This window comes from Chelatococcus reniformis (assembly GCF_014640075.1).
Lineage (GTDB): Bacteria > Pseudomonadota > Alphaproteobacteria > Rhizobiales > Beijerinckiaceae > Camelimonas > Camelimonas reniformis.
Genome location: NZ_BMGG01000007.1, coordinates 178695 through 199141, shown reverse-complemented (window position 1 = coordinate 199141; position 20447 = coordinate 178695). Strand labels below are relative to the sequence as shown.

The following is a 20447-nucleotide window of genomic DNA, read 5'->3' as shown; positions in this document are numbered from 1 at the left end:
GTGGCGCTAGCGCTGGTCGTCGGGGCGCCGAGCGGCTCAAGACGTCCACGGGCGAGCCGCCCGCCGCCGTGATGGTCGATCTCGCTCCGCTTCCGACGGCCACCGCGCCCGGGCTGGAAGCCGCGGCAATGGACAGTCATTCGCACAGCGCCGCCCTCGACCGCCCCGTCGAGGCTGCGGCCACGGCGGTGTCCGCCTCCCATCCGAAGCAGGAGGGGGGCGGCGAGCCGGAGGCCGTGCCGCGCTCGGGGCAGGCGCAAGCCGCGGTTGTCACCTTGCATCCCGCGCAGCGCGCCAAGCGCCGCGCCGCTCGGCCAGCGCGCGCGGCCGGCGCGCGACGGGCGGATCGCACCGCACGCAAACCGATGCCGGCACCGGTTCACGACGTGGCGAGCGCCTCCGCCGCGCCGACACGGACCGCGCCGTCCGCCACCTTCGGCGCGGGCGTCAAGGCCGCCGACATTCCGTCTACCTGGAAGAGCCGGCTGCTCGCCCATCTCGATCGGCATAAGGGCTATCCTGCCGGCGCCGCGGGGGCCGAGGGCATCTCGCAGCTGACCTTCACCATGGATCGTGCCGGCCGGCTGCTCGACTTCTTCATCGCGCGGTCCTCGGGCTCAGCGGCGCTCGACGAGGCGGCCCTGGCCATGATCCGCCGCGCCGAGCCGCTTCCGGCCGTGCCGGTCGAAGTCTCCGGCGGCGTGCTGCGGCTGACCGTGCCGGTGCGCTTCAGCCTGCGGGGCTAGACGTCTTCGAGCGAAGTGGACGCCGGTTCGCGTGAAGAAAACGCGACAAATCAAACAGATAGAGCATTTCGGCGATTCGAAGAAACGCGGAAATGCTCTAAAACGTTTAGCTGCGAGCCCTTCCCGCGACCCGATAGGCTCATCGAGGCGACGGTCCAACGTCTGGGAGGACGATCCCGGCCAAATCGGGAGGAGCCTGTCACGCACGGACAAGTTATGCTGCGTGTCGATCAAAAAAGACGAAATCCATCTAATTGACGTTTCTTTGCAAGCGGTAAAACTTAGCAGCACTGATCCGTCATTTGGACAATTCGTGTCATAGATTTGTCTACCATACGGATTTCCTATCTTCACGAATCTCCTGCCGGCGGCGCCGCGAGCAGCCTGCCGGGTGTTGCTGCCACCCGTGCCGTGGCTCCGATGTCGATCGACCCTCCCTCGATCGGCCCTGGCGCCGCGGGCGCGTGGATGCCGCCGGCAGGGGAACTCTCAGCGCGATCACGCATCCAGGCGGGCCCGCGGAACGGCGGTCGCCGGTCGTCGGCCCTGCACTGGCATACCACTTCGAGATCACCGAGGCGCCCGTCATGTTCAAACGTCCGTCGGGCCGCTTGGCCGCTGCCCTCGTCGCGGCCACCGTCGCCGGGCTGATGGTGCTCCGTCCGGCGGCCGCCGAGACCGCGGCCCTGAAGATCGGGCTCGCCGCCTCCGCCAACAACAAGGCGATCGAGGCCGTGCTGGACCGCGCCAGGGCCCAGGGCCTCGACGTCAAGCTCGTCGAGTTCACGGACTGGAACGCGCCGAATGTGGCGCTGGCCGAAGGCGCCGTGGACGTCAATTTCTATCAGCACATCCCCTTCCTGGAGGCGGCCAAAAAGGGGAATGGCTACGATTTCGTCCCCGTCGGCATCGGCTTCATCTCGGTCTCCGGCATCTATTCGAAGAGGATCAAGGATCTCGCCGAGCTGAAGGATGGCGCCACAGTCACCATATCCAACGATCCGACGAACCTCGGCCGCGCGCTTCTATTGCTGCGTGACGCCAAGCTCATCAAGCTGCGGGACGGAGCCGACTACAGGGCGACGCTGAGCGATATTGTCGGCAACCCGAAGCGGCTGAAGGTGGTGCCGCTCGAGGCCCAGCAGGTGGTGCGCTCGATCGACGATGCCGATATCGCCGTCACCTTTCCGAGCTTTCTGCGCCTGGTCGGCGTCGATCCGAACGGAGCGCTCCTCTACGAGAAGCCCCAGAAGATATGGGCCATTCGCTTCGTCACGCGGCCGCAGCAGCAGGCCGACGAGCGAATTCAACGCTTCATCCAAATCTATCAGGACGCTCCGGAAACCAAGGCCGTGCTCAAGGGCCTCTACGGTGATCTCGTGAGCTTCGGCTGGGAGCAGTGAGCGCAAGGCCGCGGCCCGGCGAGAACAGGCCGGAAAGCCCTGCGATCGACCTCCTCATCCGCAACGCCGAGTGGCTCGTCACACTCGACGAGGAGCGGCGGATCATACGCGACGGCGCCGTGGCCATCGACGGCGCCGAGATCGTCGCCGTCGGCAAGTCGGACGAGATCGCGGGATCCTATCACCCGCGCAAGATCATCGATGCGGGCGACAAGCTGGTCCTGCCGGGCCTCATCGACACCCACGTGCACAACTCCCAGCAGCTCGGGCGGGGCTTGGCCGACGGCTGCGATATTCCCATCCACCTGCTTCAGCGGCTCTACGGCTACGAGGCGCAGCTGTTGAGCGATGACGCCTATTGGGCGGCCACGAACTGCCACCTGGAGATGATCCGCGCGGGCACGACCTGCTTTCTGGATCCTGGAAACTACTTCCCTGACGAGATGGCGCGGACGCTGGGCGAAAGCGGCCTGCGCGGCGTCATCGCCCGGATCGCCTTCGACGTCCACACGACCGCCATCGGCGACTTGGCACGCCACGTGGTCAGAGAGACGGCAGACGAGGCGCTTGCCAGGGCGCAGGAGACGATCGACGCCTATCACGGGGCTCATGACGGACGCACCCGCGTCTGGATCGGCCTGCGGATACCCGCGGTCTGTTCCGACGAGTTGATCCGCAAGGCCAAGCAAACCGCGGACGCCAACGGCGTCGGCCTCGTACTGCATGCATCCGAAGCGCGTGACGAGGTGGTCGCCTCGCGCGTCAAGTTCGGGATGCCCGACGTTGAGCGGCTGGCCGAGCTCGGCGCGCTCGGACCGAACGTGCTGCTGATCCACATGGGCTGGGCCAGCCCGCGAGAGCTGGCCCTGACGCTCCGGCACGGCGCCTGTGTCTGCTGCACGCCATCCACCGGTTTCCGCGCCGGGATGGGCAGCATGGAATTCGGGCGGTTTCCGGAATTGCTCGAGCTGGGTGCGACCGTTGCGCTTGGATCCGACAGCGCCATGTCGAGCAACTATGTCGACATCGTCCGGCAGATGACGCTCGCCTCCGGAGCCGCCAAATCGCAGCGCCTGGATCCGATGGTGCTGCCGCCTGAAACGGTGATCGAGATGGCGACCCTCCACGGCGCGCGGGCGCTCCTGTGGGACGAGCAGATCGGCTCGATCGAGACGGGCAAGAAAGCCGACATCAGCCTGTTCGACACGAACAAGCCGGAGTGGCAGCCCGTGCTCAACCCCCTGGCCAATCTCGTCTACGCATCACGCGGCGGCGCCGACACGGTCGTCTGCAACGGCCAGGTGCTAATGGAGAAAGGCGTCGTCCTGAGCATCGACGAGGAGCGCGCGCTCTTCGAGGCAAAGACCCGTGGCCGGCGCATTGCCGAGCGATCCGGCCTGCTGGGGGCGATCCAGCCGCGCTGGCCGATCATCTAGAGCGTTTTCGAGCGAAGTGGACGCCGGTTCGCGTGAAGAAAACGCGACAAATCAAACAGAGGGCATTTCGGCGATTCGAAGAAACGCGGAAATGCACTAGCAGCTGGCCGCGCCGTCGTCAGCGCAAGCCGAACCCCAGCGCGATCAGCGCCTCCTTGAGCCGGTCGCGGCCGCTGAGCGACTGCGGGCCGCGCACCCGTTGCAGGGCCGCGTCGATCCAGCCGGCCGGCGGCAGGTTCTGCCCGCGCTGAAACTCCGCGAGGGTCCTGTCATAGCCGTCGATCGCGTCCGGCGGCTGGCTCGCGTCGTAGCGCTCGCGGTGCAGCACGACGCGCTGCGGCAACCGTGGCTTGACCGCGGCGGGGCGCGCCGGATCAGGGTGGCCGACGACGAGGCCGACGACGGCAACGACGTTGGGCGGCAGGTGCAGCAGCTCGGCCACCTCGACCGGCCGATTGCGGATGGCACCGAGATAGACCGTGCCGAGGCCGAGCGATTCGAGCGCAACCACCGCATTCTGCGCGGCCAGGGCCGCATCGATGAAACCGATCAACAGGGTCTCCAGAAAAGCCAGCGCATCCGTCGGGTGGTCGCGGCGGCGGCCGATCTCCTCGAGCCGCGCCAGGTCGGCGAGGAACGCAAGCACCAGCGGCGCCTCGGCCACGTGTGTCTGGCCGTTGGCGTACTCGGCGAGCTTGGCCTTGGTGGCAGGATCTTCGATGGCGACCACGCTCCACGTTTGCAGGTTGGAGGACGAGGGCGCCGACTGCGCCGCCGCGACCGCGGCCTCGACCGTCCCCTGCGGAAGCGGGCCGGGCAGGAAGGCGCGGACCGAGCGATGGGACAGGAGAGCCGCGATCGTATCGTTCCAGAGCGGCGCCAGGCCGGCGGCGGCGTCCCCATAACGTGAAGTCAGGGCGGCCTCGATGGGCGAAACCACAGGGTGCGTCATGGCTTGAACTCGGTGACCGGTGCGGAGCGGAGCGGGGTTTCAGGAATTGGTATGGGCGAAACCGCCCGACTAGGCGCTATCCAACGCGGCGCGGAGCCGGGCGAGGAGCCTGCCGAGCGGCAGGGGCCGCACATCGCCTATAGCACGAACCGAAGCTGCTGACGCCGACGGAGCTTGTCCGCGGGACCGGTACAGAAGGAACCGCCCATCCCGTGCCCTCTCGAGCTCGGCCGCGGCCATGGCGCAAGCCCCATTGGCCGGCATCCGCATTTCTCGTCATGCGCGAACGAGCGTCAGGCTGAGCGACGCCATGGCCAAGCCGATCCAGAAGGTTCCCCACCAGTAGTTCGCGGCCACGAGCGGATGCGAGCCGCGGCACAGGGCACGGGCGAGCGAACAGGCCCCGGTCTGGCCCACGAGGCAGACGGCCGCGTCGCGGGCCGGAAGATAGGCGTAGTGGATGACGTCGCGATAGGTGACCCACCACCAGAGTACCGCGAAGGCCAGGATCAGCAAGCCGAAGGACAGGAGATGGACCGCTCGCATTCGCCGTCACCTCACGTGGCGAAGCCCAGCGCGCCCAGGATGCGGCGGCGCATCGCCACCAGATCGGGGGCGTCGCGGTGACGGGGATAGGGCTTGTCGAAGCGGAACTCCGCATTGATCCGCGCTGGCCGGTCGCTGAATACGACGATGCGCGAGGCGAGCAGAAGTGCCTCCTCCACGTCGTGGGTGACCAGCAGCGCGGTGAAGCCGTTGCGCTGCCAGAGCCCCACGAGCTCGGTCTGCAACGTCAGCCGCGTCAGCGAATCCAGCTTGCCCAACGGCTCGTCGAGCAGCAGCAGCGCGGGATCGTTGACCAGCGCCCGGGCCAATGCCACTCGCTGCGCCATGCCGCCCGAGAGCTGGTGGGGATAGGCGTCGGCGAAGCCGGCCAGGCCGACCAGGGCCAGCGCCTCGCCCACGCGCCCGCGCTCCTGCTTCAGCACCCCCCGGGCCTCCAGGCCCGTCGTGACGTTCTGGCGCACGCTCGCCCACGGAAACAGGGTAGGGTCCTGAAACACGAGGATGCGCGACGGGTCCGGCCGATCGACCGGGCGGCCCCCGACGGCGATCTCGCCGGCCGTCGGCCGCTCGAGCCCGGCGATGAGGCGCAGCAACGTCGACTTCCCGCACCCGGACGGGCCGAGCAGCGCCACGAACTCGCCGGGCTCGGCGCTGAACTCGATGCCGTCGAGCACCGGCAGCCGCGCGCCGGAGAGGCGGAACTGATGGCTCACCGCACGGACGTCGACCGCCGTGCCGCCCCCCGCGAGAGAATCCGTGTCCGCCGCCAGCGGCAGCGGCGCCGCCTCGGCCATCAGATGAACCCCTCTTGCCAGCGCAGCAGGCGGTCTCGCACCACGAACAACAGCCGGACGATCCCGGCGCACAGCACCGCCATGATGATGATGGCTGCATAGACATTGGCGTATCCGGAGTAAGCCGTCTGGAACTGGATGTACCAGCCGAGCCCATACTTGGCACCGAGCATCTCGGCCACCACCAGAACTGCAAACGAATAGTACAGAGCCATGAACAGACCGACGAATACGTGCGGCATCGCCGCCGGGATCGCGACACGGCGGATCAGGTACCAGCTCCTCGCCCCCAGAATGCGGCCGACGTCGTAGTAGGCGCGGCTGACCGAGCCGACACCGGAGGCGGTGAGGATGGCGACCGGGATGCCCGAAGCGAGCGCCACGATGAAGATGCTGGCGCCGAACGTGGTCGGGAAGAAATAGAAAGTGACGGGGATCCAGGCGGTGGCCGGTACCGGCCCGATCAGCTTCAGCAACGGCATGCCCCAATAGGCGAAGGGCTTCGACCAGCCGAGCGCCACGCCCGCCCCGTAGCCGACGACGATGCCCGACAGGAAACCGAGCGACCACAAACGGAGCGTGTAGACGATGCACAGCAGCAGCCGCGGCCCGTCGGTCACGTAGACGTTGAGAATGCCGTGCGGCGGCGAGAAGAACGGCTTGGGCAGCCAGCCGAACTTGGCCGTGGCGAGCTCCCACAGGGCGAGCCAGACGCCGACGGCGACGAACCACGGGCCGTAGTGGCGAAGGACCTCGCCCGCACGCCCCAGGCGCTGCACGACGAAGGACAGGACGAGGAAGACGGCCGCCGCGCCCGCGGTGAGCCCGGCGAACAGCTTGGCGCTGCCCCACGGCACGACGTCCGGCAGGCCCACGGTGATCAGCGCGGCAGCGGCCCAGGACAGGGCGGCGAGGACGCCGCTGCGCCAAATGCCGCCGAACGTCGAGGTCGGATCGGCAATGGCCAGGTCGTCGAATGTCTGGGCCGCATCGGTCATTCTGCGGTCTCAGGCGAGCAGGTTGACCGTGACCCGCTCCGCAAACGCCTTGGGATCCGTCGTGGCCTCGAGCACCTTCACGAGCTTCAGGTCCTCGGCACTCTTCTGGATCTGGTCGACGAGCGGCTGTCCGATCGGATGGTTGTGATAGACCAACGTGCCGAGGATCTCGGTCAGCTCCGCCTGGGTGAGGTCCGCTGGCTTGAGCGTCTCGAAGTACCACCGCGCCACCTCGTCGGGATGGTTTGCCGTGTATTCGTGCAGCTCGATGTTTGCCTCGGCGAGGCGGCGCACCGCATCCTTGTTGGCCGTCAGAAACGGGCCGTTGGCGCCGAGCACGCAACAGGTGTGCCCCTCGTAGACGCCGGTCTGCGTGTCCGCGAGCTTGAGGAACCCGAACTTCTTCTCGATGGAGAATGCCCAGGGATCGAGGTGGGCCGCGACGTCCGCGTCGCCGCGGTTGACCGCCTCGCCCACCAGGTCGAACGGCACCACCTTCCACGTCACGTCGGTTTCCGGGTCGATGCCGGCCTTGGCCAGCGTGACCTGGAAGGCCACCTTCGGCGGCGACACCACGTCATAGCTTGCGATCGTCTTGCCCTTGAGGCCGGCGACGTCCTTGATGCCGGACGCCTGGGAGGCGAGCAACCGCTGGCAGCCGCCGTGCGAGCCGACGAACAGCTTGACGTCGAAGCCCTGCTCGAGCGGCTTCAGCCAGTCGCCGATGAGGCCCGCGCCCGCATCGGCCTTGCCCGTGGCCAACGCCTGGATCAGCGTCTGGCCGCTGGCGCCCTGATAGAACAGCTCGACGTCGAGGTTGTGCTTGGCGTAGATGCCCTTGGCGATGCCGAAGCCGAGAGGCGAATGGCACGCCGCCACCTCGGTCCAGGCGAGGCGGATCTTCGGCGCCGGCCCGGCAACGGCGGGAGCATAGATGTTGCCGGCCAGCACGCCGGTCGAAGCGGCCAACCCCGCGGCGCCGGCCGCCCGGAGAAGCGTGCGACGGGAGACCCCGTTGGACGGGACGGATCGCGACATCGAATACTCCTGCGTCGTCGGCGAAGCGCTGTGTGGTCGCGGCGATGTATGAGATGCAATGAGACGTGAACAACTTGCCGACCGGGCCGCTCGCGCCGGATCGTTACTCGGATCATTGGCAAAGTATGACAGTTGACGGGAAATTTGCTTCCATATTTTGCCCGCAGGCAAAGCAAATTTTATTGACGCGGCACGAAGCCCGTCATGGCCGCGCCGAGCCGGCCGTCCCCGGCGCAGGCGCTTGGGGCGCGCACGATGAACGAAGGGGCGCGTCGAGCACCACGACGATACCGGGGCCGCTCGACGATGCCTCGATCAGCCGCCACCCGGCCGCGGCCGCAGGCCATCGAAGGCAAAGCGCAGGAAGATGTCGGTCAGCTCCGCCGCCGTATAACCGAGCTCGGGCTTGTACCAGCGGGGCAGCCAGTTGAGTGATCCCATGAGAAAAAACTCGGTTATCTTGGGATCGATGGCGGAGATGCTGCCATCGTCGATGCCCTCCTGGATGAACGCCCGCACCAGTCCGTCGACGATGCGCGAGCGCTTCTTCACCTCCTCGCGCTGCTCCACGCTCAGGACGGACAAGTCGCTCAGGATCCACGCCGCGCCCTCCTTGCGGACGAGAGCATCGAACTGGTTGCGGATGTAGGTCTCGAGCTTCTCAAGGCCGGTTCCGCCATGGGCCGCGGCCGACTCGGCAAGGTGCCGCCCATTGTCGACCGCGTGCAGGTAGCAGTTGAACAAGAGGTCCGTCTTGTCAGCGAAATAATAATAGAGAGCGGCCTTGGAGACGCCGAGCTCCCTGACGATCTCGGCGATCGACGTCGCGTGAAATCCGGCCCGGTTGAAGAGGTAGACGGCGGTCTGCACCATGGCCAGGCGCCGACGCTGATACTCCTCCGAGCGGTCGAAGGCGGGATGCATGGGCTTGGCCGTCGGGGGTGCGGCTTTCGCCGCCGATTTCCGTTGCAAAATGTCACCGTGTGCTCATACGCGCTGGCGGTGTCTGCCTGCGGTTCGCCGCGCAGGCAAGCGGGGTCATGTCCGCCGTGCGGCTTCCCGTTCGCGCAGGGCCCGGCGGATCACCTTGCCGTTGGTGGTCATGGGCAGTTCGTCGACGAACTCAATGTCCCGTGGACATTCGTGCCGCGCCAGCCGCTCGCCGACGAAGGCGCGGATCTCGTCCGCGAGTCCCGGCGATGCCCGGGTGTCGGCCTTCAATACGACAAACGCCTTGATGGTCTCGGTGCGCACGGGATCGGGCACGCCGATGGCGGCGGCGATGACCACGGCCGGATGGCGCGTCATCGCGTCTTCGATCTCCGCCGGTCCGATGCGGTAGCCTGAGCTGGTGATGACGTCGTCGGCGCGGCCCTGGAACCAGACATAGCCGTCCTCGTCCATGTGGCCGAGGTCGCCGGTGATGAGCCAGTCGCCAGCGAATTTGTCCCGCGTCGCGTCCGGCTTGCGCCAGTATTCCAGCAGCATCACGGGATCGGGCCGGCGCAGCGCGATGTTGCCGACCGCGCCCGCCGGCAGCGGCGTGCCGTCGTCGTCGACGATGGCCGCCACGTGGCCCGGCACGGCGCGCCCGAGGGAACCTGGCTTGACAGGCATGACGCTGGCACAGTTGCCGAGCACCAGGTTGCATTCGGTCTGGCCGTAGGCCTCGTTCACCTGTGTGCGCAGCTCGCGCGAGGCCCAGTCCAGCAGCTCCGCGCCCACCGATTCGCCGCCGCTCAGCACGCAGCGGAGCTTCGTGCCGCTCCTGGCCACCCCGTTCGGCACCTGCCGCATGAGCTTCAGGGCCGTCGGCGTCAGCAGCGCGGTGCGCACGCCGTGGCGGCCCATCAGCGCGAAGGCCTCTTCCGGATCGAACTTCTTCTGCCGCGAGGCGACCACCGGCACGCCATGGAACCAAGCCGGCATCAGCACATCCATCAGGCCCGCGAGCCACGACCAGTCGGCCGGCGACCACATGCAGTCCCCCGGCTGCGGGAAGAAATCGAAGCCGAACTCGGCCCCCGGCATATGCCCGAGCATGGTCCGGTGGGCGTGCAGGGCGCCCTTCGGCCAGCCGGTGGTGCCGGAGGTGTAGTTGAGAAACGCGGGTTCGTCGGCCCGTGTCGTCACCGTGACGAAGTGCTCGGACGCGCGCGCCATGGCCGCTTCGATCGACGTTGCCCCCGGGACGGCGCCGTCGACCAGGAAGATCGTGCGGGGCAAGCCTGCCTGCGTGCGGGCGTCCGCGAGCTTGGGCAAATTCTCGAGGTCGGTGAGGGCGATGATCGCCCCGCTGTCGGTGAGCCGGTAGGCCACGGCGTCGACGCCGAACAGCACCGAGGTCGGCAGCGACACCAGGCCCGCCTTCCAGCACGCCACGTGGGCGACGGCGGCCAAGGGGTCCTGCCCGAGCAGGATCATCACCCGATCGCCCCGCTGCGCGCCGGCCGCCAGGAAGACATGGGCCATCCGGTTGGCCAGCCGCTGGATCTGGCCGAAGCTGAAGCGCTGCACACCGCCGGGGCCGTCGGCGATCAAGGCGGTGCCGTCCGCGCCCGCGGCGTGCCTGTCGCAGACGTCGGTGGCGATATTGTAGTATTCCGGGACGAACCAGCGAAACCGTCCGTAGATGTCGTCGTAAGAAGAAGCGGATTCAATGAGCCTCATGACGACGCCTCCACTTGCGGATGACGAGCCTGCCTTCGGCTTGTTTGACCAAGGCGCACGACACCGCCGGATCTCGGCTCGACTCAGTGGGGTCCGGCGCGTTGCCCCGTCTAGAGCGCGCCGGACGCCGTCAGCGGGTCGACGCCGAACACCCCGCCTTGGATCGTCTCGGCGTTCCGCATCGCGTCCCGCGCCAGAACGTGACGATGGACCTCGGACGGGCCGTCGTAGATGCGGAAGCAGCGGATGTCGCGATAGGTCCGCTCGACGACGGTGTCGGCCGTGATGCCCAGTCCGCCGAGCACCTGCATCGAGCGGTCGACGACGCGCCCGAGCGCTTCCGAGCAGAAGACCTTGCAGCGGCTGGTCTCGGTCCGCGCCCGCTCGCCCTGATCCAGCATCCAGGCGCAATGCAGGATCGCCAGGCGGGCGAGGTGCAGGTCGATGTCGTTGTCGGCGAGCTGGAAGCCGACGCCCTGGTGCTCGCCGATCGGCCGGCCGAAGGAGCGCCGCCGGCCGGCGTAGGCCGCCGCGATGTCGTGGCAGCGCCGCGCCTGCCCGAGCCAGCGCATGCAATGGGTCAGCCGGGCGGGGCCGAGGCGCACCTGGGCATGGCGAAAGCCGTGGCCGACCTCGCCCAGCACATCCTCGCGGCCAACCCGAAGCCCCTCCAGCGCCATCACCGCGTGGCCCCCCGGCGAATTGCTGTCGATCGAATCGAGCATGCGCACCATGCGGATGCCCGGCGTGCCCGTCGGCACCAGGAACATGGTGGCGCCGAGGTCGGCACCGTCCTCGTCCAGCGCCCGCGCCAGGATGATGGTGAGCGCCGAGTCGGGGTAGCCGGTGATCAGCCACTTCAGGCCGTCGATGACGAAATGATCGCCGTGCCGCCGCGCCACCGTCGACAGCAGCGACGGGTCGGAGCCGGCGCCGTTGTTCGGCTCGGTCATCATGAAGACGGTGCGGATCTCGCCGGCCACCAGGGGGCCGAGCCACCTCTTCTTCTGGGCGGGCGTGGCCACCACGTTGAGGAGATTGACGTTGCCCTCGTCGGGCGCCTGGATGTTGAGCGCGAGGGGGCCGAGCGGCGAATAGCCGGCCTGCTCGAAGGCGATGGCGATGCCGACGTGATCGAGGCCCAGCCCGCCCCACTCCGCAGGTCCGTGCGGCGAAAGAAGTCCGGCCCGGCGCGACCGGCCAACCAGCTCCCGCCGCAACTCCTCGCTCGGGCCGTGCGGGCCCTGCCGCGGATCGGCCTCGAACGGGATCACCTCGTCCCGAATGAAGGCGGCGATGCGCTCGCCGACGGATGCCAGTTCAGGTGGTACCGAGAAGTCGATCATCGCCGCTGCCCCTCCTCTCGAGCATTTCCGCGTTTCTCCGAATCGCGGAATGCTCTACTTGCCTGTTTTGTCGCATTTTTTTCACGCGAACCGGCGTCCACTTCGCTCGAAAATGCTCTATCCGGCGTCCGCCGCCGCGAGTTCCAGGCCCCGTTCGAACAACACGTCGATGCTGGAGACGAAGCGCTCCCAGAGTTCGTCGACGCGCCGTCCGGTCCGGTGCAGCCGCACGTTGAGGCAGGCGATCGACCCCAGGCGGTAGCAGGCGAGCGCCTGGAACCAGCCGAGGTGGCTCACCTCGAAGCCGCCCGCCGCCGCATACGCCTGCGCCACGTCCTCGCGCCCGAAGGTCGACACCGGCTGCCAGTCGGCGTGCCAGCAGGCACGATCGGCCATCATGGCAAGCCAGCCGAGGTCGAGCATCTGGGCGCCGATGCTGGCCAGTTCCCAGTCGATCACTCCGGTCAAACGGCCGTCGCGATAGAGCACGTTGCCGGGCTGGTAGTCGCCGTGGACGATACCGATCGGTCCCGGCGGCGGCACCGTGCGCGCCAGCAGAGCGCCTAGCCGCCGCCCTTTGGCCCGCCACGTCTCCTCCTGTGCCTTCTCCAGGATGGGCGCCCAGTAGCCGACCTCGTCCGCCAGGGGACGGGGCGCCTCCCAGGCCGCGAGCGCGGTGCGCCAGTCGAAGGCGTGCAGGCCGGCCAGGGCCGCGACCGCCGAGCGCCAGACGCGGTCGACCTCGGCGGGCTCGCGGGAAAAGCTGGCGTGCGGCTCCCAGACCACGAAGCTGCGCCCGGGCAGCCGCTCCATGACGATATACGGCGTGCCGAGTTCGTCCTCCTCGGCCGAGGCGAAGGGCACATCCGGAACGGGCAGGCCCGCGCGGTGCAACGCGCGCAGCAGCGGCGCCTGGCGATAGACGTCGGTGTTGCCGCGACGGGTCACGCCGATGGGGGCGATCTTCAGGACGTAGTGGCGTTCGCCGCCCGGGCCGGCGACGCCGAACTCGAAGGTCAGCCCGGCGTGCCCGTCGGCGAGCACGCCGAAATAGGCGAGCGCGTCGGCGCCGCCGCTGTCGCGGCCGACCTTGTTCCTCAACCGTCCTTCGATCGCCGCCCCAGACATCAAGTCCTCCCCTTGGCTTGCCAGGATGCGGGGACCTGAACCTCATGTCAATCAACTGAACTTATTTTCAGTTCAGTATGCTTGACATGGGTCCGGCGAAGCGAACATGCTGGTGCAAAGCCGGCTCAAGCCGTCGTTGTCCCCACTCACCGGGGGCACGGTGGAGCAGATGGACCGGCGCGGTATCCCGCGAGGGCCAGCCGCAGACGATCGCCGCGCGACGGCGACAGGGAGGCGACGTGGATGCAGGTGTCATTCGCCCACGCCCGAGGTGCCGCGCCGCCCGCTGCGGTGAGCGCTCGCCCCATGCCGCGTCAGCGACTCCTATGACCGATCCGCGATCCGTTCGGCCGACGAGGTGCGCGACGCGATGATGAAGATCCGGCTCTCCCAACAGGTCATCGTCTTCATCCTGTTCGTTGTCCTGTTCGTCGGATTTTCTGCGTTTCTCCCGGGCTTCTTCAGATCCAACAATCTGCTGACGCTGCTCCAGAACGTCGCCATTCTCGGCATCCTGGGCCTGGCCATGTCGATCGTGGTCATCGGCCGCGGCGTCGATCTGTCCCTGGTCGCCTCGCTCTCGGTCCCGGCGGGCCTGGTGCTCCAGATGGTGCAGTACGGCCATTCGGTCCCGGCCGCGCTCGCCGCCGGCCTCGCGCTGGCTCTGGCGTTCGGGCTGGTCAATGGCTGGCTGATCGCCTACGCGGACGTGCCGTCGCTGTTCACCACGCTCGCTTCCGGGCTCTTCCTGGCGGGCCTCGGCCAGGTCGCCTTCTTCAAGATCGACGTGGTGCAGTGGAGCGCGGCACTCGACGGCCTGGCGGTAATCGGCCGTGGCACGCTCTTCGGCATCCCGACGCCGGTGATCATGTTCGGGCTGGCGAGCCTGGCGGTCGCGCTGTTCCTCAAGTCGACACGCCTCGGCGCCTACATCTATGCCATGGGCGACAACCCCAATGCGGCCCGGGTCGGCGGCGTGCCGGTGCGCCCGCTCATCGTGCTGCAATACGTGCTCGCCGCCCTGATCGGCGCATTTGCCGGCCTGGTGCTCGCGGCCTCCATCAACAGCATGCCGACGCGCATCTTCAACTCCACCCTGATCTACGACGTGATCCTGGTGGTCGTGCTGGGCGGCATCGGCCTGTCCGGCGGCCGCGGCGGGGTGCTCAACACGATCGTCGGCACGCTGTTGATCGGCACCATGCTCAACGCCATGACCATCCTCAACCTGTCCTATTCGGCACAGAACCTGGTGAAGGGGCTTGTGCTCCTCGTCGCCATCCTCGCCGACTCCTTCGTCAATCCACGCAACGAGGAGACAGCCCAGCAAGGCGACATCTGAACACCCGCGCCTCGTGCCGGTCGCACCGGGTGAAAAACCAACGAATACGGGAGGACGACATGGGTCTGAAGCTGTTGTTGCCGCGCCTGGCGAACGCCGTGGCCGGATTGGTTTTCGCCGGCGTGGTGGCCGGACCGGCCCTGGCGCAGAAGGGGCTCGACGAGCCGTTCCAGGGCCCGTTCCGGCAGGCGCTCCAAGGCAAGGTGGTGGCGATCGTCCCCGTCGCCATGAACTTCGACCTGGCCCAGGGCTGGGTCGCCGGCATCAAGAAGGAGCTCGAGCCCTGGGGCGTGAAGGTGGAGGTGCGCGACCCCAACTGGAGCACGACGGCGGGGGCCCAGGCCGTCACCACGCTGCTGTCGGAGAAGCCCGCGGCGATCATCGTCCATAATCCCGATGTGCAGACCTATGCCAAGCTTTTGCAGCGGGCCGAGAACAGCGGCACCTACGTCATCCAGATCAACATGGGATCGGCCTACCGCACCACCGGCTTCGTCGGCGCCAACTGGGTGGAGATCGGCGAGCGCGGGGCCCAGGCGGTCGTCGATGCCTGCAAGGGCAAGTCCAACAAGATCGCCATCGTCCAGGGCGCGCTGTCGGCCGCCGCCAGCGCCTATACGCTGAAGGGCGTCGAGAACGTTCTCGCCAAGCATCCCGAGATCAAGGTGGTGTCGAGCCAGGCGGCGGACTGGGACGCGACCAAGGCCAAGGCCATCACCCAGACGGTGCTCCAGCAAAATCCCGACCTGTGCGGCATCGTCGGCTTCTGGGACGGCATGGACATCGGCACGGCGGCCGCCGTGAGGGAGGCCGGGCTCACCGGCAAGGTGTTTGTCGCCACCTCCGGCGGCGGCGAACAGAAGGGCGCCTGCGACCAGGTGAAGGCCGGCGCCTTCGACCTCGATCTCAGCTACGACGTGCCCACCCAGGCCTCCAACATGGCCAGCATGATCAAGTGGCTGCTCGCCAGCGACCTGAAGGCGGGCCAGGCCAAGAGCTCCGTCTATTCGACGCTGATCCCGATCACCAAGGCGAACGCCGCGATCGACGGCACCTGCTGGAGCCTCGACAAGCTCACCAGCTCCCATTGAGCCCATCGCGCGGCGGGCCGGCGGCCCGCCGCTCCCTCGGCGCCTGGCGCACGGACCATGGCCCGCAGCCGGGCGGTCGTGCTTCCAGGCACGCCCCCTGCCCTTTTCGCCGGATGGCCGATGAGCGACACCCTCCTCAAGCTGCGCTACCGCTACTGGCCCGATCACCTGCTGGGCGAGATCCTCTCCAAGCGCTGGACCGAGACGGCAATTCCGGTCTTCGTTCTCATCGTGGTCGCCCTCGTGTTCAGCCGGGCCATCCCCGGCTTCCTGGCGCCCGCCAGCCTCGGCGATACGGCGCGCCAGTTCGGCGAAATCGGCTTCGTCACCTTCGGCATGGCGCTCGTCATCCTGGTCGGCGGCATCGACCTCTCGGTCGGCTCGATGTTCGCACTGACCAACTTCTGCGCGCTGTTCTGCCTCAACATCCTCAACTGGCCCGTGCCGCTGGTGATCGTCGCGACGCTCGTTGCGGGGGCCCTGCTCGGCGCCGTCAACGGCATCCTGATCGGCTATCTGCGGCTGCGCGCCTTCATCACCACGCTGATCACGCTGATCATCTACCGGGCGCTCTACGACATCCTCATCCTGGAGCATTCCAACCAGATCGCAGCGGCCTTTCCCGACACGCCGCTGTGGAACTTCATGGGCGGCGGCGACGTCTTCGGCGTCCCGAGCGATGCCCTGCTCTATGCCGCCCTCGCCATCTTCGGCCACATCTTCCTGACGCGGCTGCGGCCGGGCTGGCACATCAGCGCCATCGGCGGCTCGCGCCGCTCGGCCTACAACTCGGGCATCCCGGTGCGCTCGGTGATCGCCCGCTGCTACGTGGCGAGTGGCGTGCTGACCGCCATCGGCGCCCTCTTCTTCGCCGCCCGGCTCGGCACCGTCGGCGGCGACATCGGCACCGGCCTGGAGGTCACGGTGCTGACCGCCGCCATCCTCGGCGGCATCAGCCTGGGCGGCGGCAAGGGCTCGGTGGTCAAGGCCATGGTCGGCACGCTGATCGTGCTGCTGATCACCAACGGGCTCACCACGCTCTCGGCACCCGGCGGCGTCACCCGCATGGTGCTCGCCACGATCCTCGTCCTCGCCGCGGTGATCGACATCCGCTGGCTCAAGAACCGCCATCGCATCATCAGCAAGGTCTACGTCAGCCCGACCTACCACGGCATGCCGGCGCTGCCGTCGACGGCGGCCGACAGCGGCACGCCGTTCGCCCAGAACGACAGGCTGCGCCGGGCGACGGCCATCGGTGTCGGCCGCATCGAAGCGCCCGAGGACGTCATCCTCGACCGCAACGACTACCTCTATGCCGGCTCGCGGCAGGGCGACATCATCCGCTTCTTCCCGCCCGATTACGAGCGCATGGAGGTCTACGCCCACATCGGCGGCAGCCCGCTCGGCATGGCCTTCGACCGCAAGGACAATCTCTACGTCTGCGTCGGCGGCATGGGGCTTTACCGGATCACCCCGGACCGGCACGTCGAGAAGGCGACCGACGAGACCAACCGCAGCCTGACCTCGGTCACCGACGACAGCCGGCTCAGGCTCGCCGACGATCTCGACATCGCCGACGACGGGCGCATCTTCTTCTCAGAGGCGACCGTGCGCTACGAGATGCACGAGTGGCCGGTGGACGGCCTCGAGGCGCGCGGCAACGGGCGCATCATCTGCTACGACCCCGCCACCAAGACCACGCATACGGCCCTGAAGGGGCTGAAATTTCCCAACGGCATCTGCATTGCGAAGAACGGCCAGTCGCTGTTCTTCGCCGAGACGTGGGGCTGCACCGTCAAGCGCTACTGGTTCGCCGGCCCCAAGAAGGGGCAAGTGGAGACGGTGCTCGACAACCTGCCGGGCTATCCCGACAACATCAATTTGGCCTCCGACGGCAACTACTGGCTGGCCATGGTGGGCATGCGCTGCCCGGCCCTGGACCTTGCCTGGCGCATGCCCGGCTTCCGCCGCCGCATGGCCAAGCGGCTCCCCGTCGACGAATGGCTGTTCCCCAACATCAACACCGGCTGCGTCATCAAGTTCGACGACGAGGGGCGCGTGCTGGACTCGCTGTGGGATCTCGGCGGCGTCAACCACCCGATGATCACGTCGATGCGTGAGCATCGCGGCCATCTCTACCTGGGCGGCATCCTGAACAACCGCATCGGCCGTTACGCCTTGCCCGATGCCGATCCGACATTCGTGCAATACGACGTGCGCTGGGGGAAGCAGCATTGACCGGAATGCTCGCCCGGATCACCGATCGCCTGCTCGGGCGCGGCGAGGCGGCGGTCACCGTGCCGCCCTTCGACGGCGCACTGAAGCCCAACCAGCACCTGGAGGACGCGGCCGTCTTCGCCGAGCTGCCGGATCTGGAGGATCTCGCCAGCGACGGCCGCGAGCTGTTCGCCGCGCAGCGGACGCAGATCCTGCGATTGACGGGCGGCCCGCCCACGATGCATGCGCGCTTCGATCAGCCCATCACGGCCTTTTGCCTCCTCGCGGACGGTGGCATGGCGGTCGCGCTCGGCGGCCGCCGAGTCGAGATCGTCGGCGGCGCGGGGGACGGCTACGTGTGCGAGGCGGCCAACGGCGTCCCCTTCAACGCCATCAATGCCCTCGCGGCGACGGCTGCGGGCACGGTGCTCGCCACCGACGGGTCGCGCACGCAGCCGTATGCAAACTGGTGCCACGACCTGATGCTGCGGGGCCGAAGCGGTCGCGTGATCGCGCTCGACCCGGGCCGCGGCCAGCCGCGCGAACTCGCCAGGGGGCTCGCCTACGCCTTCGGCGCCTGTCAAAGCGCCGAAGGCGACATCTGGGTCTGCGAGAGCTGGCGTCACCGGCTCGTCACCGTCGAGCGCGAGGCGGCCGGCAAGGCGGTGCTCGACGCCCTGCCGGTGTATCCCTCTCGGCTCGCGCCCGCGACCGGGGGCGGCTTCTGGTTGACCGCCTTCACCGCGCGCACCCAGCTCGTCGAGTTCGTGCTGCGCGAAACCGCCTACCGGCGTCGCATGATGAAGGAGATCGAACCGCAATACTGGATCGCCCCCAAGTTGAGCTCCGGCCACACCTTCCTGGAGCCGATGCAGGGCGCGCACATCAAGACCATGGGCATCCTCAAGCCCTGGGCACCCCCCGTCTCCTACGGCCTGGTGATCCGGCTCGCGGCGGACGGCAGCCCCCTCTACTCGCTGCACAGCCGCACCGGCGGCCGCAATCACGGTGTCGTCGCGGCGGTCGAATGCGCCGGTCACCTCTACGTCCTCACCAAGGGCAACGAGCGCATCCTGCGGCTGCCCATTGCCGAGATCGAAGCGGAGCTCAACCAGTGACCGGACCCGTGCTCGAGCTGCGCCAGGCGACCAAGGCCTACGGCGGCGTCCCGGCCATCGACGGCGTCGACTTCGCCCTCGAGCGCGGCGAGATTCACGCCCTCGTCGGCGAGAACGGCGCCGGCAAGTCCACCCTCACCAAAGTCATGGCCGGCGTCGTCTCGCTGACGTCGGGGCAGATGCTGGTCGACGGCCGCGAAATCCAGCCGCGCACGCCGCTGGAGGCACGCCATCTCGGCGTCGCAATGGTGTTCCAGGAGAACAGCCTGGTGCCGTCGATGACCGTCGCCCAGAACCTCTTTCTCGGCCAGGAGAAATACTTCAACCGCCTGCGCGGGATCTACATCGCTGCACAGCAATTCCTGCAATCGCTCAATTTCGATGTGTCGCCGACGGCGACGGTCAGCCTGCTCGGCGCGGCCAAGAAGCAGATGGTCGAGATCGCCCGCGCTGTCCTGCACAACGCCCAGGTCATCATCTTCGACGAACCGACCGCCAGCCTGACGCCGGAGGAGAAGAAATATTTCTTCGACCTCGTGCTGGAGCTCAAGCGCCGCGGCGTCTCGGTGATCTTCATCTCGCACGCGCTGGAGGAGGCGCTGCTGATCTCCGACCGCATCACCGTGCTGCGCGACGGCAAGCATGTGGTGACCGATATGACGGCCAACTTCGACCGCGCCCGCATCGTGCAGGCGATGGTGGGCCGCGACCTGTCGCAGACCGTCTACGGCCGCCACAAGGAGACGGTTCGGCCCCGCGGCCCGCGCGTGCTCTCGGTGCAGAATCTGCGCATGGCGCCGATGGTCAAGAACAACTCGTTCTCGATCTTCGCCGGGCAGATCACCGGCGTCTTCGGGCTCGTCGGCGCCGGCCGCACCGAGACGTTCAAGGTGGTCTCGGGCGTGCTGAAGCGGGATTTCTTCCACGGCGGCGAGATCGTCCTCAACGGGCGGCCGGTGCGGTTCGCCGTGCCCGCGGCGGCCGTGCGCTCCGGCGTCGCCTACGTCACGGAGGACCGCAAGGTCGAAGGCTTTTTCGAGACCATGTCGATCGCCCGCAACGTCTACATGGGCTTTCTCGCCAAGATGGGAGGCAAGCGGCCCTTCATGCTGCGCCGCGAGGCCGCCAGCATCGGCGAGAGCTGGATCAAGAACCTCAACGTCCGTGCCATCAGCAAGGACGTGAAGGTCATCGAGCTCTCCGGTGGCAACCAGCAGAAGGTGGTCGTCGCCAAGTCGCTGGTGCAGGAGCCGGAGCTGATCATCTTCGACGAGCCGACGCGGGGCGTCGACGTCGGCGCCATCGCCGAGATCCACCAGCTGCTGAACCGCCTCGCCGACGAGGGCCGGGCCGTGGTGATGATCTCCTCCTACCTGCCGGAGATCCTGGCGCTGTCCGACCGCGTCCTGGTGTGCCGGCAGGGCAAGGTGGTCGAGGAGTTCTCGGCGCTCGAGGCGACCGAGGAAAAGATCATGTATGCGGCGATCCATTAAAACAGGGCTAGAGAGCGTTTTCGAGCGAAGTGGACGCCGGTTCGCGTGAAGAAAACACGACAGATCAATCAGATAGAGCATTTCGGCGATTCGAAGAAACGCGGAAAT

The 20447-nt window shown here is 67.7% G+C and carries 17 protein-coding genes; 8 read left to right on the top strand and 9 right to left on the bottom strand.

Features of this window, described 5'->3' with window-relative positions:
• The first annotated feature begins 128 nt into the window (after positions 1 to 128).
• The 3 genes from IEW34_RS19705 (at position 129) to IEW34_RS19695 (ending at position 3585) form a co-directional block, all read left to right on the top strand.
• Positions 129 to 746, top strand: coding sequence for an energy transducer TonB family protein (locus IEW34_RS19705; protein ID WP_188610929.1), 618 nt, complete (start codon positions 129 to 131; stop codon positions 744 to 746).
• Between the two features lie 587 nt (positions 747 to 1333).
• A complete protein-coding gene (locus IEW34_RS19700; RefSeq protein ID WP_188610928.1) occupies positions 1334 to 2149 on the top strand; it encodes a MetQ/NlpA family ABC transporter substrate-binding protein in 816 nt (271 codons plus the stop codon).
• On the top strand, positions 2146 to 3585 hold the full coding sequence (locus IEW34_RS19695) for an amidohydrolase family protein (RefSeq protein WP_188610927.1): 1440 nt from the start codon (positions 2146 to 2148) through the stop codon (positions 3583 to 3585). The genes IEW34_RS19700 and IEW34_RS19695 overlap by 4 nt, the downstream gene beginning before the upstream one ends.
• Positions 3586 to 3703: 118 nt before the next feature.
• Here the strand turns inward: IEW34_RS19695 and IEW34_RS19690 are convergent, their stop codons facing one another.
• The 9 genes from IEW34_RS19690 to IEW34_RS19650 all read right to left on the bottom strand — a co-directional run bounded on the left by IEW34_RS19690 (position 3704) and on the right by IEW34_RS19650 (position 13078).
• Entirely contained in the window at positions 3704 to 4537 is an 834-nt protein-coding gene (locus IEW34_RS19690) for a nitroreductase family protein (RefSeq protein WP_188610926.1), read from the bottom strand.
• A 276-nt stretch (positions 4538 to 4813) separates the two neighbouring features.
• Positions 4814 to 5083: a hypothetical protein gene (locus tag IEW34_RS19685; RefSeq protein WP_188610925.1), complete on the bottom strand. Its 270-nt coding sequence runs from the start codon at positions 5081 to 5083 to the stop codon at positions 4814 to 4816.
• A gap of 11 nt (positions 5084 to 5094) precedes the next feature.
• Positions 5095 to 5898, bottom strand: a complete 804-nt coding sequence (locus tag IEW34_RS19680; protein ID WP_188610924.1) for an ABC transporter ATP-binding protein — start codon at positions 5896 to 5898, stop codon at positions 5095 to 5097.
• Positions 5898 to 6896, bottom strand: coding sequence for an ABC transporter permease (locus IEW34_RS19675; RefSeq protein WP_188610923.1), 999 nt, complete (start codon positions 6894 to 6896; stop codon positions 5898 to 5900). The genes IEW34_RS19680 and IEW34_RS19675 overlap by 1 nt, the downstream gene beginning before the upstream one ends.
• A gap of 9 nt (positions 6897 to 6905) precedes the next feature.
• On the bottom strand, positions 6906 to 7934 hold the full coding sequence (locus IEW34_RS19670) for an ABC transporter substrate-binding protein (RefSeq protein WP_188610922.1): 1029 nt from the start codon (positions 7932 to 7934) through the stop codon (positions 6906 to 6908).
• Between the two features lie 315 nt (positions 7935 to 8249).
• Positions 8250 to 8858: a TetR/AcrR family transcriptional regulator gene (locus IEW34_RS19665; protein ID WP_188610921.1), complete on the bottom strand. Its 609-nt coding sequence runs from the start codon at positions 8856 to 8858 to the stop codon at positions 8250 to 8252.
• Positions 8859 to 8972: 114 nt separating this feature from the next.
• Positions 8973 to 10604, bottom strand: coding sequence for an AMP-binding protein (locus IEW34_RS19660; RefSeq protein ID WP_188610920.1), 1632 nt, complete (start codon positions 10602 to 10604; stop codon positions 8973 to 8975).
• A gap of 110 nt (positions 10605 to 10714) precedes the next feature.
• Positions 10715 to 11950 carry an acyl-CoA dehydrogenase family protein gene (locus tag IEW34_RS19655; protein WP_210324540.1) on the bottom strand — a complete coding sequence of 412 codons (1236 nt, stop codon included), beginning with the start codon at positions 11948 to 11950 and terminating at the stop codon, positions 10715 to 10717.
• Between the two features lie 117 nt (positions 11951 to 12067).
• Positions 12068 to 13078, bottom strand: coding sequence for a phosphotransferase family protein (locus IEW34_RS19650; protein ID WP_188610919.1), 1011 nt, complete (start codon positions 13076 to 13078; stop codon positions 12068 to 12070).
• Positions 13079 to 13448: 370 nt separating this feature from the next.
• Between IEW34_RS19650 and IEW34_RS19645 the strand changes: the two genes are divergently transcribed.
• The 5 genes from IEW34_RS19645 (at position 13449) to IEW34_RS19625 (ending at position 20339) form a co-directional block, all read left to right on the top strand.
• The gene (locus IEW34_RS19645; protein WP_188610918.1) at positions 13449 to 14420 is read left to right on the top strand and encodes an ABC transporter permease; all 972 of its coding nucleotides are present in this window, start codon (positions 13449 to 13451) and stop codon (positions 14418 to 14420) included.
• Between the two features lie 59 nt (positions 14421 to 14479).
• Entirely contained in the window at positions 14480 to 15511 is a 1032-nt protein-coding gene (locus IEW34_RS19640; RefSeq protein ID WP_188610917.1) for a sugar ABC transporter substrate-binding protein, read from the top strand.
• A 120-nt stretch (positions 15512 to 15631) separates the two neighbouring features.
• A complete protein-coding gene (locus IEW34_RS19635) occupies positions 15632 to 17749 on the top strand; it encodes an ABC transporter permease (RefSeq protein ID WP_188610916.1) in 2118 nt (705 codons plus the stop codon).
• Between the two features lie 5 nt (positions 17750 to 17754).
• The gene (locus IEW34_RS19630) at positions 17755 to 18846 is read left to right on the top strand and encodes an SMP-30/gluconolactonase/LRE family protein (RefSeq protein ID WP_188611161.1); all 1092 of its coding nucleotides are present in this window, start codon (positions 17755 to 17757) and stop codon (positions 18844 to 18846) included.
• Entirely contained in the window at positions 18843 to 20339 is a 1497-nt protein-coding gene (locus tag IEW34_RS19625; protein ID WP_188610915.1) for a sugar ABC transporter ATP-binding protein, read from the top strand. Before IEW34_RS19630 ends, IEW34_RS19625 begins: the two co-directional genes overlap by 4 nt.
• Positions 20340 to 20447: the final 108 nt, after the last annotated feature.

Bases quoted from the DNA above. Each gene is read 5' to 3' on its own strand.
- IEW34_RS19685 (WP_188610925.1), bottom strand. From the start codon at position 5,083: ATGCGAGCGGTCCATCTCCTGTCCTTCGGCTTGCTGATCCTGGCCTTC.
- IEW34_RS19680 (WP_188610924.1), bottom strand. From the start codon at position 5,898: ATGGCCGAGGCGGCGCCGCTGCCGCTGGCGGCGGACACGGATTCTCTC.
- IEW34_RS19630 (WP_188611161.1), top strand. From the start codon at position 17,755: ATGCTCGCCCGGATCACCGATCGCCTGCTCGGGCGCGGCGAGGCGGCG.
- IEW34_RS19635 (WP_188610916.1), top strand. From the start codon at position 15,632: ATGAGCGACACCCTCCTCAAGCTGCGCTACCGCTACTGGCCCGATCAC.
- IEW34_RS19705 (WP_188610929.1), top strand. From the start codon at position 129: ATGGACAGTCATTCGCACAGCGCCGCCCTCGACCGCCCCGTCGAGGCT.
- IEW34_RS19700 (WP_188610928.1), top strand. From the start codon at position 1,334: ATGTTCAAACGTCCGTCGGGCCGCTTGGCCGCTGCCCTCGTCGCGGCC.
- IEW34_RS19640 (WP_188610917.1), top strand. From the start codon at position 14,480: ATGGGTCTGAAGCTGTTGTTGCCGCGCCTGGCGAACGCCGTGGCCGGA.
- IEW34_RS19645 (WP_188610918.1), top strand. From the start codon at position 13,449: ATGATGAAGATCCGGCTCTCCCAACAGGTCATCGTCTTCATCCTGTTC.
- IEW34_RS19670 (WP_188610922.1), bottom strand. From the start codon at position 7,934: ATGTCGCGATCCGTCCCGTCCAACGGGGTCTCCCGTCGCACGCTTCTC.
- IEW34_RS19690 (WP_188610926.1), bottom strand. From the start codon at position 4,537: ATGACGCACCCTGTGGTTTCGCCCATCGAGGCCGCCCTGACTTCACGT.
- IEW34_RS19650 (WP_188610919.1), bottom strand. From the start codon at position 13,078: ATGTCTGGGGCGGCGATCGAAGGACGGTTGAGGAACAAGGTCGGCCGC.
- IEW34_RS19660 (WP_188610920.1), bottom strand. From the start codon at position 10,604: ATGAGGCTCATTGAATCCGCTTCTTCTTACGACGACATCTACGGACGG.
- IEW34_RS19675 (WP_188610923.1), bottom strand. From the start codon at position 6,896: ATGACCGATGCGGCCCAGACATTCGACGACCTGGCCATTGCCGATCCG.
- IEW34_RS19655 (WP_210324540.1), bottom strand. From the start codon at position 11,950: ATGATCGACTTCTCGGTACCACCTGAACTGGCATCCGTCGGCGAGCGC.
- IEW34_RS19665 (WP_188610921.1), bottom strand. From the start codon at position 8,858: ATGCATCCCGCCTTCGACCGCTCGGAGGAGTATCAGCGTCGGCGCCTG.